Annotated in this window: 16 protein-coding genes; 8 read left to right on the top strand and 8 right to left on the bottom strand. The window is 68.2% G+C overall.

What is annotated here, in order from left to right:
* Together coaA and ALI144C_RS42395 are read right to left on the bottom strand one after the other, a co-directional pair.
* Entirely contained in the window at nt 1–924 is a 924-nt protein-coding gene (gene coaA / locus ALI144C_RS42400; RefSeq protein ID WP_076992941.1) for a type I pantothenate kinase, read from the bottom strand.
* Nucleotides 925–1,353: 429 nt separating this feature from the next.
* Nucleotides 1,354–1,950, bottom strand: coding sequence for a macro domain-containing protein (locus tag ALI144C_RS42395; protein ID WP_076992940.1), 597 nt, complete (start codon nt 1,948–1,950; stop codon nt 1,354–1,356).
* A 64-nt stretch (nt 1,951–2,014) separates the two neighbouring features.
* Between ALI144C_RS42395 and pheA the strand changes: the two genes are divergently transcribed.
* On the top strand, nt 2,015–2,923 hold the full coding sequence (gene pheA / locus ALI144C_RS42390; protein WP_076992939.1) for a prephenate dehydratase: 909 nt from the start codon (nt 2,015–2,017) through the stop codon (nt 2,921–2,923).
* Nucleotides 2,923–3,552 carry a histidine phosphatase family protein gene (locus ALI144C_RS42385; protein ID WP_076992938.1) on the top strand — a complete coding sequence of 210 codons (630 nt, stop codon included), beginning with the start codon at nt 2,923–2,925 and terminating at the stop codon, nt 3,550–3,552. The genes pheA and ALI144C_RS42385 overlap by 1 nt, the downstream gene beginning before the upstream one ends.
* Nucleotides 3,553–3,586: 34 nt before the next feature.
* Here ALI144C_RS42385 and ALI144C_RS42380 read toward each other — a convergent pair whose 3' ends face one another.
* Nucleotides 3,587–5,335 carry a phosphocholine-specific phospholipase C gene (locus ALI144C_RS42380; protein ID WP_076992937.1) on the bottom strand — a complete coding sequence of 583 codons (1,749 nt, stop codon included), beginning with the start codon at nt 5,333–5,335 and terminating at the stop codon, nt 3,587–3,589.
* 205 nt (nt 5,336–5,540) lie between these two features.
* Here ALI144C_RS42380 and ALI144C_RS42375 point away from each other — a divergent pair, with 205 nt between their 5' ends.
* The 3 genes from ALI144C_RS42375 (at nt 5,541) to ALI144C_RS56965 (ending at nt 7,872) form a co-directional block, all read left to right on the top strand.
* Entirely contained in the window at nt 5,541–6,185 is a 645-nt protein-coding gene (locus tag ALI144C_RS42375) for a DUF4232 domain-containing protein (RefSeq protein WP_076992936.1), read from the top strand.
* Nucleotides 6,186–6,323: 138 nt separating this feature from the next.
* Nucleotides 6,324–7,505: a L,D-transpeptidase gene (locus ALI144C_RS42370; RefSeq protein WP_193441272.1), complete on the top strand. Its 1,182-nt coding sequence runs from the start codon at nt 6,324–6,326 to the stop codon at nt 7,503–7,505.
* Nucleotides 7,506–7,515: 10 nt separating this feature from the next.
* Nucleotides 7,516–7,872 (top strand): PASTA domain-containing protein, encoded by a 357-nt coding sequence (locus ALI144C_RS56965; protein WP_237774585.1) that lies wholly within the window; start codon nt 7,516–7,518, stop codon nt 7,870–7,872.
* Between the two features lie 10 nt (nt 7,873–7,882).
* Here the strand turns inward: ALI144C_RS56965 and ALI144C_RS42360 are convergent, their stop codons facing one another.
* On the bottom strand, nt 7,883–8,533 hold the full coding sequence (locus ALI144C_RS42360; RefSeq protein WP_269086734.1) for a response regulator: 651 nt from the start codon (nt 8,531–8,533) through the stop codon (nt 7,883–7,885).
* Nucleotides 8,530–10,227: a sensor histidine kinase gene (locus tag ALI144C_RS42355; RefSeq protein WP_076992932.1), complete on the bottom strand. Its 1,698-nt coding sequence runs from the start codon at nt 10,225–10,227 to the stop codon at nt 8,530–8,532. Before ALI144C_RS42355 ends, ALI144C_RS42360 begins: the two co-directional genes overlap by 4 nt.
* 371 nt (nt 10,228–10,598) lie before the next feature.
* Between ALI144C_RS42355 and ALI144C_RS42350 the strand changes: the two genes are divergently transcribed.
* A complete protein-coding gene (locus tag ALI144C_RS42350) occupies nt 10,599–10,799 on the top strand; it encodes a hypothetical protein (protein ID WP_076992931.1) in 201 nt (66 codons plus the stop codon).
* A 4-nt stretch (nt 10,800–10,803) separates the two neighbouring features.
* Nucleotides 10,804–11,127 (top strand): nucleotide pyrophosphohydrolase, encoded by a 324-nt coding sequence (locus ALI144C_RS42345; protein WP_076992930.1) that lies wholly within the window; start codon nt 10,804–10,806, stop codon nt 11,125–11,127.
* On the opposite strand, the gene shbA is transcribed toward ALI144C_RS42345, so the two are convergent.
* Entirely contained in the window at nt 11,114–11,731 is a 618-nt protein-coding gene (gene shbA / locus ALI144C_RS42340; protein ID WP_076992929.1) for an RNA polymerase sigma factor ShbA, read from the bottom strand. The genes ALI144C_RS42345 and shbA overlap by 14 nt on opposite strands.
* A 147-nt stretch (nt 11,732–11,878) precedes the next feature.
* Here shbA and ALI144C_RS42335 point away from each other — a divergent pair, with 147 nt between their 5' ends.
* Entirely contained in the window at nt 11,879–13,051 is a 1,173-nt protein-coding gene (locus ALI144C_RS42335; RefSeq protein WP_076992928.1) for an RtcB family protein, read from the top strand.
* 34 nt (nt 13,052–13,085) lie between these two features.
* On the opposite strand, the gene serS is transcribed toward ALI144C_RS42335, so the two are convergent.
* Together serS and ALI144C_RS42325 are read right to left on the bottom strand one after the other, a co-directional pair.
* Nucleotides 13,086–14,351: a serine--tRNA ligase gene (gene serS, locus ALI144C_RS42330; protein ID WP_076992927.1), complete on the bottom strand. Its 1,266-nt coding sequence runs from the start codon at nt 14,349–14,351 to the stop codon at nt 13,086–13,088.
* A gap of 96 nt (nt 14,352–14,447) precedes the next feature.
* The gene (locus tag ALI144C_RS42325; protein WP_076992926.1) at nt 14,448–14,906 is read right to left on the bottom strand and encodes a DUF350 domain-containing protein; all 459 of its coding nucleotides are present in this window, start codon (nt 14,904–14,906) and stop codon (nt 14,448–14,450) included.
* Nucleotides 14,907–14,930 lie beyond the last annotated feature (24 nt).

The following is a 14,930-nucleotide window of genomic DNA, read 5'->3' as shown; positions in this document are numbered from 1 at the left end:
CTAGAGCTTACGGAGGCGGACTCGGCAGACGTTGTGATCCGGCCCTTTCCGCAGCACCAGAGTCGCGCGCGGGCGGGTGGGCAGGATGTTCTGCGTCAGGTTCGGCTCGTTGATCCCGGTCCACAGCTGCATCGCCTCACGCCGCGCCTCCTCGTCGTTCAGGGCGGCGTAGTGGTGGAAGTGCGACTCGGGGTTGGCGAACGCGGTGTGCCGCAGGGTCAGGAACCGCTCGACGTACCAGCGCGCCACGTCCTCGGTGTGCGCGTCGACGAAGATCGAGAAGTCGAACAGGTCCGCGACGGTCAGCCGCGGCCCCGGCTGGAGCACGTTCAGGCCCTCGACGATCAGGATGTCCGGACGGCGGACCACCTGCTCCTCGCCGGGCACGATGTCGTAGAGCAGGTGCGAGTAGACCGGTGCCCGCACCTCCGGCGCGCCCGACTTGATCTCCGAGACGAACCGCAGCAGCGCCCTGCGGTCGTAGCTTTCCGGGAAGCCCTTGCGGTGCATGATCCCGCGTCGGAGCAACTCCGCGCGCGGCCACAGGAACCCGTCCGTGGTGACCAGTTCGACCTTCGGGTGGTCCGGCCAGCGAGCCAGCAGCGCGCGCAGCACCCGTGCCGTGGTGGACTTGCCGACCGCGACGCTGCCCGCGACGCCGATGATGAACGGCACCTTCTCCGACTCGCCGAGGAAGGTCGCGGTCGCGTCGGACAGCCGTTGGCGGGCCTGCACCTGGAGGTTGATCAACCGCGACAACGGCAGGTAGACCTCGGCGACCTCACTGAGGTCCACCGGGTCGTTCAGGCCGCGCAGTCGGGTCAGATCGCCTGCCGACAACGGCAGGGGCGTCGATTTGCGGAGCTCTCGCCACTGCTCCCGATGCAATTCCACATACGGGGTCAGGTCACGCACGCGCGCCATCGCGCCACTCCTCGCCGAAGCAGGGAAAACTCGTAGTTAACGGTAGGTGGTGACTGGCAAGCTCGCGCTGTGACGAACTACACGCTGCGGTCCGTCGACCTCCATGACCAGTCGCGGGTCGTGCAGTTGCTGACCGAAAGCTGGGGCTCGCCAAGGGTTGTCGTCGGGCCCGCCCGTGTCCACGACGCGTCCCCGTTACTTGGATTAATCGCCTCACAGGACGGCGACATTGTCGGGTTGCTCACGTACCCACGTCGAAGGCGAGACCGCGGACCTCGTCACCCTCAACGCCTACCGTGCGGCGGACGGCGCGGCTACCGGTTGCGCGAGCTGCGGGTGGGGGCCATCGAGGCGGCACTCGTGATCAAGCCGCAGATTCCGCTGATCGGCAACCACGGCATCCCGGTACGGGACGAGCTGGAGATGGAATCACTCCTGTGAGAACACTTCGTCCCACGCGGCCATGACCTGACGGGCGCACGTCTCAGGCGACACACCACCCACACCTGTCCCCAACCCGGGAACGGCGACTGTGCGGATGACGTCGCGAATGAGCACGCCCTCGTCGAGGTGGCCGTTCTGCCATAGCCGGAACACGCCCCGCGCGGCGAGATAGGGATGCACGGTGTCCTCAGGCAGTTGCTCGCCCGGCTCACGCATGGTCGGCGCGCTGATGAGCCACGACGGCATCGGAGCGCCCGTCGGCACGATCAACGCCTCGCCCACCGGCAGCTCGCCACCGTGGAACGCCAGGACGGCGCTGCGCACGGTCTGTTCGATGTTGGGGAACACCTGCGCGTAGACCGCGTCGACACCGCCCCGCATCCAGCCGAACGAGTTCGCCGGGCTGACCACTGCCTGCGCCGAGACATCGAGCACCGAACCGTGGTGCACGCGTATGCCGTGGCGCTGTCGCGCCGCCGCCTCCCACGCGAGCGCGAGCGGCTCGTCAACCGCGCACAGCACCAACTCCAGCGAATACGAACCCGACAGGCGTTCGGTACTTGCCTCCGATTCGGCGGTCACGCCTACCAGAATGTCAGGCCAGGGACAGCACGGGAACCGCCATCAAGTGCCCTATGGTTGTCCAGTGTCACGAATCGCCTACTTCGGTCCACGTGGAACCTTCACCGAACAGGCCGCCCGCGGCTTCGGGGACGCCGAGTTCGTCCCAGTGGAGACAGTCCCGTTGGTACTCGCCGCGGTGCGTGCGGGTGAGGTCGACGCCGGGTGTGTTCCGGTGGAGAACTCCGTCGAAGGCGCCGTGACCGCGACGATGGACGCGATGGCCGACGACGAGCCGCTGCACGCCGTGGGCGAGGCCGTCCTGCCCGTGCGGTTCTCGATCCTGACCCGTGCCGGTGTCCAAGCCGAGGACGTCAAGACCGTCGCCTCACACCCGCACGCGATCGCCCAGGTGCGTCACTGGATCACCGACAACCTGCCCAACGCGATCCCCGTCGCGACCACGTCGACGGCCGCCGCGGCGGTGCAGGTCAACGAGGGCGAGTTCGACGCGGCGGTGTCCGCGCCCGTCGCGGTCATGCACTACCCGCTGGTCGAGCTGGCCACGGACGTGGCCGACGTCGACACCGCGGTCACCCGGTTCCTGCTGCTGAGCAAACCCGGCAACCCGCCACGGCCCACGGGTCACGACCGCACGTCGCTGGCTGTGATCATCGCGCACGACGAGCCGGGGTCGCTGGCCGCGACGTTGTCCGAACTGGCGCTGCGCGGGATCAACCTGACGCGCATCGAGTCACGGCCGCTGCGTGGCCTGTTCGGCGAGTACCGCTTCTACCTGGACTTCGACGGGCACATCGCCGAGCAGCGGGTCGCCGACGCGCTGGCCACGCTGCACCGGATCAGCAAGCAGGTCCGGTTCCTCGGGTCGTACCCCAAGGCCGACCGGTCCCCGTCCGAGGCGCCGCCGAGGTCGACCGACGCCGACTACCAGGCCGCGGCCGCGTGGGTGGCCAAGATCCGGGAAGGCCTCTGATGCGGCTGTTGCTCGTCCGTCACGGCCAGACCGCGGCCAATCTCAAGCGCGCGCTCGACACGAGCCTGCCCGGCGCGCCGCTCACCGAGGAGGGCCACCAGCAGGCCGCCGACTTCGCGGCCACCCTGCCGGACAAGCCGGTGGCGGTCTACGCCAGCCAGGCCACGCGCGCGCAGCAGACGGCCGCGCCGATCGCCGCCGCCCACGGCCTGGAGGTCCAGGTGGTCGAAGGCGTGCACGAGGTGTTCGTCGGCGACCTGGAAGGCCGCACCGACGACGCCGCGCTGCAGGAGTTCTTCGAGATCTACCTGCGCTGGACCAACGACGACCTGGACGCCAGGATGCCCGGCGGCGAGAGCGGCGCGGAGATCCGAGCCCGGTTCACCGACGCCGTCGGGCTGATCCGGGACAACCACCGTCACGATCATCAGGACGACGAGGACTGCCTGGTCGTCCTGGTCAGCCACGGCGGCGTGATCCGGCTCGGCGCGGAGTGGCTGGCCGAGAACGTGACCGGTCAGCTCGCCAACGTCGGCGTGCTGCCGAACACCGGTCACGTCCTGCTGGAGGCCAACGGCGACGGCTGGAACTGCATCGAATGGACCGGCGTCGACCTACCCCACTCGTGAGTGTTCGCGCCGGGGTTCTAACCCGTCTGAACACTCACGAGGTGAAGGTGCGGCGGAATCCGGCGGGGCCGTGCACCTCGATGTTGTAGTCCTTGCCGGGCAACGGGATCCGCACGATCTGCAGGCCGAGGACGTCGACGTGCCTCGGGTTGGCGAACTCCTTGCCGTACGGGTAGACCGCGAAGTGCGCGCTGCGCGTGCCGAAGTTGCGCAACGTCAGCACCAGGGTCCGGCCTTCCAGCTTCGCCCACGCCTCCGGGCGGTACGGCACCGGTCGTGCGGGCCGGGTTCCCGGTTCCTGCTGGGGAAGCGCCTGCTCGTCGGGCGGCGCGGCCTTCCAGCGCGGCACCGGCGCCGGGACCGCGGCCGGTTTGTCCACCTGTGGCCTGCGGCCCGCGTGCCGGAAGTCGAACGCGGAGGTCAGGTCACCCGCGACGGTCCGGCGCCACGGGCTGATGTTCGACTCGTGCACGCCTGTCCAGCGCTCCAGGAACTGGATGATCGACGTGTGGTCGAACGTCTCCGACGCGACGTACCCGCCGACCGACCACGGTGACACGACTGTCGTCGGGACGCGGAAGCCGAAGCCGATCGGCTTGCCGTCGGTGAACTCCTCGGTGCGCGCGGTCGGCGGGACCGGCGGCGGCACGTGGTCGAAGTAGCCGTCGAACTCGTCGAACGTGAGGATCAGGGCCGTCTTGGCCCACACCTTGGGGTTCGAGGCGATGGCGTCGAGGATGTCGTAGGTCAGCTTCGCGCTCGCCGCGGGTGACGACGCCGACGGATGCTCGGAGTCGGCCGCCGACGGCACCAGGTAGGAGACCTTCGGCAGCTTGCCCGACTCGACGTCCGCACGGAACGCCTTGGCCAGTTCACCGGGCCGCACGCGGGCCAGTGCCCGGTCGTAGAGCGAACGCTCGGTCCTGTCGAGCGTTCGCACACCTGCGGCCAGCTGCTTGAGCAGTTCGTCCCGTTCGGCCGGAGCGGCTTTGAACAGGTTGGCGTAGAAGCGATCCATGCTCTTGAGGCCCAGCGGCCGCAACGCCTTGCGCGCGATCTCCTTGAACCGGACGAAGAACTCGAGCGCGTTGTCCTGGTAGTTGTCCCACTCCTGGTAGGTCTTCCACGAGACACCACGGGATTCGAGGCGTTCGGCGTACGTCGTCCACGAGTAACCTGGGTGGTTGTCCTCGTCGTAGGCGTCGTTGTCCACAACGCGCCGGTTCGTGCCCGGTTCGTAGCCGACGTTGCCGCTCCACATGAACAGCCGGTTCGGGTTGGTCGGTCCGAACACCGACGAGTGGTAGGCGTCGCACAACGTGAACGTCTCGGCGAGTTCGTACTGGAACGGGATGTCCTTGCGGTCGTAGTACGCCATTGTGGACTTCGACTTGGCCGGGACCCAGCCGTTGTTCCAGCCGTTGGCCCACGCGGCCTGGCCACCGTCCCAGCTGTGGTCGAGTGACCCGAGGTACTGGATGTCACTGCCGGGGCGGTTCGCGCGCCTGGCGGCCTCACGCGCGGAGAACGGCAGCACGCCGTCCTGCTCGAAGACGCCCTTCAACGCCGAGGGGTCGCCGAAGCCCCGCACGCCACGGAGGGTGCCGAAGTAGTTGTCGAACGACCGGTTCTCCTGCATCAGGATCACCACGTGCTCGATCGCGCCGAGGCCGCCCGGCCGGAACGGCTCGGCCAGTGCGGCGTGCACGGACGGCGGCAACAGCGATCCGGCGGCGACACCACCGGACAGGGCGAGCAGGCGGCGGCGGGAGAGGTCAGTCATGGGTCAGCAGCCTCCGGTGCCTCGACGAACGACGTGTGAACGCGTTCTCGCAGGGTGGTGAACTTAAGTGGCCTGCTCACGGTGCTGGACGACCGCCAGGAGCGGATAGCCGCGTTCGTATGGTGAAGCTCTCACGCAACCAAGATGGGTTTCGGTACGTCCTCACAGTGGGCATCCAGAGAACGAAACGCTGGAGGCGAACGTCATGAACGTCCCGAAGATCGGAATCCTGGCGGCGAGCAGCTTGCTCTTGCTGGCGGCGTGCAGCGGTACGCCCGCGCCGGACACGACGCCACAGGTTCCCTCGATCGAATCGATTCAGCCGTCGAGCCCACCGGGCAGCCCGTCCGCGCAACCGTCCGAGTCGGCGACGCCGCCCTCCACCTCGGAGGCGCCGGCGCAGACAGGCGCACCGGCGCCCGCCGCGGACGGCCTGTGCAAGGCGGCCAGCCTGAAGCTCAGCGTCAGCGGGGGAGACGGCGCCGCGGGCACCGTCTACCGCAACCTGGTCTTCACCAACTCGGGCTCCGCACCGTGCACCATCCAGGGCTTCCCCGGAGTGTCCTATGTGACCGGTGACGACGGCCATCAGGTCGGCCCCGCCGCGGTCCGCGTCGGCAACAAGGGCGACGCGATCAAGCTCGCGCCCGGCGCCAGCGCGTCCGCCCCGGTCGGCTTCGTGCAGGTCGGCAACTTCGACCCGGCGGTGTGCAAGCCGACCGACGTCCGCGGCCTGCGCGTGTACCCGCCGCAGGAGACCGCGTCGGTCTTCGTGCCGCTGGCCGGCACCGGCTGCGCGGGCAACCCGCCTGGCCAGCAGTTGAGTGTGAAGACGATTCAGCGGACCTGATCGGTCGGCCCAGACCCCTGTCTCGTGGCGCAGCCCGGCCCCCCTGCCGGTTGTGAGCAACGAGATAGGGGTGAACTTTTTCTGCCAAGAAGCGTCCTGTTAAGTGGAACTACAGTGGTCGCTGAGAATGGCGGGGAAATGTCAAGCACAGGCAAAGCAATGGTAACCGGGGCGCTGTTGGCCGTCGCCCTTGTTGTGGGCGCCTGCAGTTCGGACGAAACGCCGGGCGCGGCCGGGGCCTCAGGCGGGTCACCGACGTCCGCGCCGGAGGTCAAGCTCGACATCACCCCAGGTGGAGACGGAAACGCCCCGACAAAGCCGATCGTCGTGCACGCGACCGGCGGCACACTCGACGCGGTCACCGTCACGAATTCGAGCAAAGGAACAAAGGTAAAGGGTTCCTTTTCCGAAGATAAAACTTCGTGGACCTCAAGCGAGGTGCTGGCGTACGGCGCGGCGTATGACGTCGTCGCCGACGGAGTGGCGCCGGACGGCAAGAAAACCGAACAGAAGTCGACCGTGAAAACACTCGCACCCCGGGCGACCGCGTTTCCCTCGTTCATTCCAGCGCCCAGCATCACGGAGGTCGGCGTCGGCCAGCCGATCGTGGTGAAGTTCGACAAGGACATCACCGACAAGGCAGCGGCCGAGAAAGCACTGACGGTCACGTCGACGCCTGCCCAGACCGGCGGCTGGTACTGGATCACCAAGCGCGAAGTGCACTACCGCCCGCAGAACTACTGGCAGGCGGGCACCACGATCAAGGTGCACGCGGGCGTCTACGGCGTCGACCTCGGCGGCGGCACGTACGGGCAGACCGACCGCGACCTGAACCTGAAGGTGCACGACTCGTGGGTGGCCAAGGCGGACGGCAACACCGAGCAGATGCAGATCTTCCAGAACGGAAACCTGGTCAAGACCATGCCGATCAGCATGGGCAAGGACGCCACGCCGACCCACCTCGGCGCCCACGTCATCTCCGACAAGCAGCGCGACTACACGATGGACTCGTGCACGTACGGCGTCTGCTCGGGGCCGCAGGCGTACAAGTCGCTGGAACACTTCGCCGAACGCATCTCCAACGACGGCGAGTTCGTCCACGAGAACCCCAACAGCGTCGGCCAGCAGGGCAGCTCCAACGTGTCCCACGGCTGCATCAACCTCAACGCGGCGAACGCCCAGTGGTTCTTCGACCACTTCGGCCTCGGCGACGTGGTCGAGGTGACCAATTCCGGCGGGCCACAGCTGCCGGTCTGGGACACTTACGGGGACTGGGCTGTCTCGTGGTCCGCGTGGGTCGCGGGTTCCGCTGTGAAGTGAGGTGGCACGCGTGCGAAAAGCACTGCTGGTAGGGCTTCTGATGCTCGCTGCGTGCTCGTCGCCGCCACCACCGGCGCCACCACCGCCCGCACCGGCTGAGGCGGTTGTCGGCCAGACAGTGGTACCTGGCACGAAGGCGCCGAGTGGTCACGTCGTGCCGGATGTGACCGGCAAGAACCACCAGGAAGCCCAGGACACCTTGCAGGCGTCGGGCTTCTACAAGCTCAAGGAAGAAGACGCGACCGGCAGATCGCGCGCGCTGATCATCGACCGCAACTGGGTCGTGGTCGAGCAGGTGCCCCGAGCGGGGACCGTGCTCGACCCGAAGGAACCCGTGACGCTGAAGTCGAAGAAGTACAGCGACTAGCGACGGGCGACTAGTTCATCAGGCCGGTTCGCCAGGCCCACGCTGCCACCTCCACCCGGTTGCGGGCGTCGATCTTGGACTGGACCGCGGCGAGGTGGGTTTTCACCGTCGACAACGACATGAACAGCTCGTTGCCGATCTCGGTGTTGGTCAGGCCACGGGCGACCGCGCGCACCACGTCCTGCTCCCGTTCGGTGAGGCTGATGTCCGTCTTGGCCGCCGCCTTCACGGGTGGGGCCGCGAAGTGCTCGAGGAGGCGGACGGTGATCTGCGGTGAGATCAGCGCGTCGCCGCGGACGGCCGCGCGCACTGCCTCGAGCAGCAGTGCCGGGCCCGCGTCCTTGAGCAGGAAGCCGCTGGCGCCGTTGGCGAGCGCGGTGTGGACGTATTCGTCGAGGTCGAACGTGGTCACCACGACGACCTTCAGCGGGTCCGCCACGCCTGGCCCGGCGAGGATCCTGGTCACTTCCAGCCCGTCGATGCCCGGCATCCGGATGTCCAGCAGGCACACGTCCGGCCGCAGTTCGGTCGCCTTGGCGACCGCCTCCCTGCCGTCCGGCACGTCCGCGACGACTTCGATGTCGTCCTGCGTCTCCAGGATCATCCGGAATCCGGCCCGGACCATCTCCTGGTCGTCGGCGATCAGCACGCGGATCGTCACGTGGCGTCCTCTTCTTCCCCTACCGGCAGCCATGCGTCGACCTGCCAGCCGACGGGGTCGGCCGGGCCGGCGGCGAACCGGCCACCTAGCAACTCGACGCGTTCACGCATTCCGACCAGACCGTATCCGCCCGACCCGCCGACTGGATCTTGGCGTCTGCCTGTTCCGTTGTCGGCCACCTTGACGTGGATCTCCGCCGCCGACGTGACGACGTCGACGAAGACCGCGGTGGCGCCGAGGGCGTGCTTGCCCACGTTCGTCAGCGACTCCTGGACCAGCCGCAACACCGATCTGCCGACCTCCTGCGGCACGACCTGCGGCACGTCGAGGTTGAGCCGGACCGCGGGGCCGCTGAAGTTCTCGATCATGGCGCGCAGGTCGGCCGTGAGGTCCGTCGTGGCCTGTTCGGTCGCCTCGGACGTACCGGCGGGTTTGGCCCCCCGCATGCTGGCCACCAGGAAGCGCATGGCCTTCAGCGCCTCGACTCCGCTGGTTTCGATCTTCGCCAGCGCCTTCACGGCCACCTGCGGGTCCTTCGCGGACACCAGGGCCGCGGCTTGTGCCTGCACGACGATGCCCGTCACGTGGTGTGCCACGACGTCGTGCAACTCCCGGGCCAACGCCAGCCGTTCGCTCTGCTGCGCGCCGCTCACCGCCGACCGCACGGACTGGGTCCGTTCCCGGTCCCGTGACCGGAAGTACATCCCGGTCGCCACCGCCACGACGAGCAGAACAGCCAAGTAGAGACTGAATTCGTCGGCGTTGGAGCTGACCCGGGTGCGGTCGAGCAGTTCGCGCAGCTGCAGTGCCAGGAAGGTCGCCAACGCGAGCGCGGCCGTGCTGAAGACAGCGGGCCATCTGGGCGCCCACCGGACCGTGAACGCGATCAGCGCCATGCTCGCCGCGATCTCCGTGAGCACCGGTCCGCCGCCGGTCATCCGCCCTGGCAGGATCCCGCCCGCGAACATCACGAACGGGCTCAACGCGATCGCGGCTGTCGCGATCAGGCTCAGGACGACCGGTGCGCGTGGCGCGAAGAACGCGCACACCGACGCGATGACCGCGCCCCCGAGCGCGAACACCTGGTTCGTCGTGCCGCCGATCCGCAAGTCGAGGAACAGCATCAACGTCAGCGCGGCGGCCAACGGCCACTGCCTGCGGATGAGGGCACCGAGTTGCGTCTCCGTGCGCCGCCCGCTCACCGACCGCAGGTAGACGCCGACGAGGACGGCGCCGACGAGGATCAGCAACCCCAGTTGGAGCGACCGCATGTTGCCCGACGCCGACCACTTGCCTGTCCGGAAGAACGTCGCCAGCACAGCCACCCCCACCAGCGACGCGGTGCACAGAGCGGCGGTGATCGGCGGCGTCCGCCACACGACGAGGACGACGAGCGTGATCCCGGCCGCCACCTCGGTCAGCAGGATGTCGTTGATGCTGATCGACTCGGGCTGGGTGTGCGAGAGCCTGATGAACGCGGTGGACACCAGCAGGACGAACGAGCCCCCGACAGCCCCCTGCACCGGCTGCTTGACCCCCAGCAGCGCGCACAGCCCCAACAACGCCGCACCTGGTAGCGCGCCGAGCGTGGTCTTGCCGTTGTCGACCGTGAGCAGCACGTCGATGAGGAAAGAGCCGGCGAGCAGGGTCAGCAGCCACTGCGTGGTCCTCGGCTGGACAGGGGACACCGTCACGGAACGAAAGCTTCGCACTTCACCGCCGGTTTCGCCTCGGTCATCCGGCGCGCGTCCCTCGGCCGATCGGCCAACCGGGACATCCCCGACCCCGACCCCGAGGACGACAACCCCGCCAGCCACGGGTCAGCCGCGCCGAAAACGCCGCAGGACAGCCACCACCGAAACAGCAACAGCCCTGGGGGAACCCCTGATTTCACGTTACGCCGGGGGTCTGACAGAAACCGGTGCGCCCGGGGGTCCGTGGCTGCCCTGAGCTGCGTATTGCCTGGTCATGGCCATGTGGCGGCTGTGGATGGCTCTTCGGCCGATTCGGCGAGGGGTGCCCGCGGGCCAAGCTGGTACCAGCAACGAGCAGACGGGAGAAAGCAATGGTCGCACTGGTGTTGACCTGGATCGGAGCAGTCGTCGGAGTGACGCTGGTCCTGCTGATGGCCCTCGGCCCGGTCATCGTCGAACTGGACGGCTGGCTGGCGCAGCGCCGCCGCGTCCGCCACCGCAAGGTGGCCGAGCAGAAGCTGGCCACGAAGAAGGCCGCCGCCACCGTCGCCGCCCGCCCGGTGTTCCATTGAGAGCATGAGCCTCACCGACTTGAGCACACGCTTGCGTGACTTCGCCACGACGCGGGACTGGCACCGGTTCCACACACCGAAGAACCTGGCGATGGCGCTGTCCGGTGAGGCAGGCGAGCTGGTCAGCCTGTTCCAGTGGCTCACGCCAGAGCAGGCGGCTGCCGCCATGGACGACCCCGATCTCGCCGCGAACATCTCCGACGAGATCGCCGACGTCCTGATCTACCTCGTGCGGCTGGCCGACGTGCTGGACGTCGACCTCGTCAAGGCCGCCAACGCCAAGATCGACCGCAACGAGACCAGGTTCCCCCCTGTCAGTCGCGGGTGACGACCTTGCGCAGCCGGGTCAGCGCCCTGTGCTGCGCCACCCTGATCGCGCCGGGCGTCGAGCCCATCACGTCGGCGACCTCCTCCGCCGACAGGCCCACCACCAGCCGCAGTACCAGGATCTCGTGCTGCCGCGGCGACAACACCTTGCGCAGCAGCTGCTCCATCCGGCTGGTCAGCTCGAACTGCAGCGCGTGCTGCTCCGGCGTCGCCTCCGAACTCGGCACGTCCGGGATCTCCGGCACGGACAGCGCCGCGGACACCCGTGCGGCGTTGCGCCGGGCGTCGGCGACCTTGTGACCTGCGATGCCGTACACGAACGCCAGGAACGGCCTGCCTTGGTTGCGGTACCCGGGCAGGGCCCGGAACAGCGCCAGCAGCACCTCCTGCGCCACGTCGTCGACCGAGATGGCCGTTCGATGCCCCCCGATCCGCGCCTGGCAGTAGCGCAGGACCAACGGCCGGACGTACGCCAAAAGCCATTCCGTGGCGGCCGTGTCCCCCGACACGGCCGCCTCGACAACGGCGTTGAGCACGATCTCGTCCACGGGCTCCCCACTCCGCGTCCTCGTGTCCTCGCGTTCCGCCAACGCACTCACGGACATTCGTGCCTCCTCGCCGCTGGCCTCCCCGATAAGAGAAGAGACGGCACCCCGCGCCCAGATACGAGGTGTTAGGGGTCAATTCCTTCTGTGACCGAGTTGTCACCGAAGGCGAAAATCCGCTTGGTGCGCTGACCTAGCCTGAATCCCGTGAACGCAACCGTGATCCGCGGCAAGAACGTGGACATCCGACTCTGGACTCGGCCCGAGGAGGTCGAGGAGCACGCCATGCGCCAGTTGCACAACATCTCCGCGCTGCCTTGGGCCTTCAAGCACGTCGCGGTGATGCCGGACGTGCACTACGGCAAGGGCGCGACAGTCGGGTCCGTGATCGCCATGCGAGACGCGGTGTCGCCCGCGGCGGTCGGTGTGGACATCGGCTGCGGCATGGCGGCCGTGCGGACCTCGCTGCGCGCGTCGGACCTGCCCGACGACCTCGGCCGGATCCGGTCGGAGATCGAACAGGCCGTGCCCGTCGGTTTCTCGATGCACAAGGCGACCGTGTTCGACGGACGCGACGCCGGTGACTGGGGCGCCTTCTGGAACGACTTCGGCACGCTGGCCGGTGGCTTCGACCGGGCTCGGGCACTGCACCAGATGGGCACGCTCGGCGGCGGCAACCACTTCATCGAGGTCTGCCTGGACACCACGCAGCAGGTCTGGGTGATGCTGCACTCCGGCTCGCGCGGGGTCGGCAACATCCTCGCGCAGCACCACATCGCGGTCGCCCGGGGCCTGGCGCACAACGCCGAGCTGCCGGACCGCGACCTGGCGGTGTTCCTGGCCAAGACGCCGGAGATGGAGGCGTACCGCCGTGACCTGTACTGGGCACAGGACTACGCACGCCGCAACCGCGCGGTCATGCTGCGCCTGGTCTGCTCGGTGCTGAGCGCGCAGTTCCCGCAGGTGACGTACGACAAGCCGATCTCGTGCCACCACAACTACGTGGCGGAGGAGACGCACTTCGACACCGAGGTGATGGTCACCCGCAAGGGCGCGATCCGCGCGGGCCGGGGTGACATGGGCATCATCCCCGGCTCGATGGGCACGGGGTCGTACATCGTTCGTGGCCTGGGAAACCCGGACTCGTTCGAGTCGGCGTCGCACGGCGCGGGCCGCCGCATGTCACGGACCAAGGCCAAGAAGAGGTTCAGCGCGAAGGACCTCGCGGCGCAGACCGCGGGCGTCGAGTGCCGCAAGGACGCCGGCGTGGTCGACGAGATCCCCGCGGCGTACAAGGACATCGACGAGGTCATCCGCAACCAGTCCGACCTGGTCGAGGTCGTCGCGAAGCTCAAGCAGGTGATCTGCGTGAAGGGATGAGGAAAGGGGCCCTTGCCCGGGGCCCCTTTTCGTGTCACGCCTTCGGTTCGAAGACCTCGATACCGCCAAGGCCCGGCCGCAACGCCTCCGGGACGACGACCGACCCGTCGGCCTGCTGGTGGTTCTCGACGATCGCGACGATCCACCGCGTGGTGGCCAACGTGCCGTTGAGAGTCGCGGCGATCTGCGGTTTGCCGTTCTCGTCGCGGTAGCGGACGTTGAGCCTGCGCGCCTGGAACGTCGTGGTGTTCGAAGTGGACGTCAGCTCCCGGTACGCCTGCTGCGACGGGAACCACGCCTCGCAGTCGAACTTGCGCGCCGCGCTCGTGCCCAGGTCGCCCGCTGCCGTGTCGATCACGCGATACGGCACGTCGATCTTGTGCAGCATCTCCTCTTCCCAGGCCAGCAGCCGGGCGTGCTCGGCCTCGGCGTCCTCCGGCTTGGTGTAGACGAACATCTCGACCTTGTCGAACTGGTGCACGCGGATGATGCCCCGCGTGTCCTTGCCGTACGACCCGGCTTCCCGCCGGTAGCACGACGACCAGCCCGCGTACCGGCGCGGCCCGGCCGACAGGTCGAGGATCTCGTCCGCGTGGTACCCGGCGAGCGGCACCTCCGACGTGCCGACGAGGTACAGGTCGTCGTCGGCGAGGCGGTACACCTCGCTCGAATGGGCGCCGAGGAAGCCGGTGCCGTCCATGATCTCCGGACGCACGAGCGACGGCGTGATCATCACCTGGAACCCGTTGGCGACCGCCTGCTGCACGGCCATGTTCAGCAGGGCGAGCTGGAGCTGCGCGCCGACGCCGGTGAGGAAGTAGAACCGCGAGCCCGACACCTTCGCGCCGCGCTCCATGTCCACCCCACCCAGCTTGGTCAGCAGGTCGAGGTGGTCGGCGGGCTCGAAGTCGAGCTTCTTCGGCTCACCGACGTGCTTGAGCACGACGTAGTCGTCCTCGCCACCGGCGGGCACGGCCGAATGGACCAGGTTGGGGATCACGCGGTGCAGCCGGGTGACCGCCTCGGCGGCCTCGGTCTGCTCGGCCTCGGCGGCCTTGACCTCGGCGGCCATCTCCTTGCCCTTGGCCAGCAGCGCGTCGCGCTCCTCGCCCTTGGCTTTGCCGACCTGGCGGCCGAACGCCTTCTGCTCGGCCCGCAACGTGTCAGCCCTGGAGACGGAACTGCGGCGACGCTCGTCGGCAGACAGCAACTGGTCGACCAGTTGCTCATCCTCACCACGGGCGCGCTGTGACGCACGCACCGCCTCCGGGTCCTCGCGCAGTACCTTCAGGTCAATCACGGGAATCAGCGTAGTCCGCCCCGGTATCCATTTCGCTGACGCCCGGCTGACAGGGGGTCTGAGCTAGGAGCCCGCGCTGACGCGCAGGCTCCGCTGTCAGCTGATGGCCACCGCGACGACGAGGCCGAGGGCCAGGTGCGCCGACCCGACGACCACGCTCGCCGGGGTGAACTTCTCCGCCTGGATGACCTCGCCGATGTTGATCCGGGTCGCCCACTCCAGGATCCGGACCGCCGCCACCTGCACGATGATGCCCAGCAGGCCGTAGACCAGCGAGGTGATCAGGCCCGCGGTCAGGTCGCTCGCCGACGAGGTGATCGCCAGCACGATGATGAACGCCATGCTGACCAGGCCGGCTGACGTGATCAGCACCGCGTTCGGTTTTCCGGTCCTGACCAGGTCGGACAGTTTCCCTGGGGTGGTCCAGTCGATCGCGTAGAAGCCCGCGAGGATCAGCGCGAGGCCGACGATCGCGTACAGCGCGATCGCGCCGATGCCCCTGCCGAGCTGCGCTCCGAATTCTGGATCCAGGGCGAGGATCTGGGTGGTGTGCACGGGCCCCTCCGGCCTAAGTGGACG

The organism is Actinosynnema sp. ALI-1.44 (assembly GCF_001984155.1).
In the GTDB taxonomy this organism is placed as follows: Bacteria; Actinomycetota; Actinomycetes; order Mycobacteriales; family Pseudonocardiaceae; genus Kibdelosporangium.
Note: the sequence above shows the minus strand (reverse complement) of the source record. Positions and strands in the feature narration are given on the sequence as shown.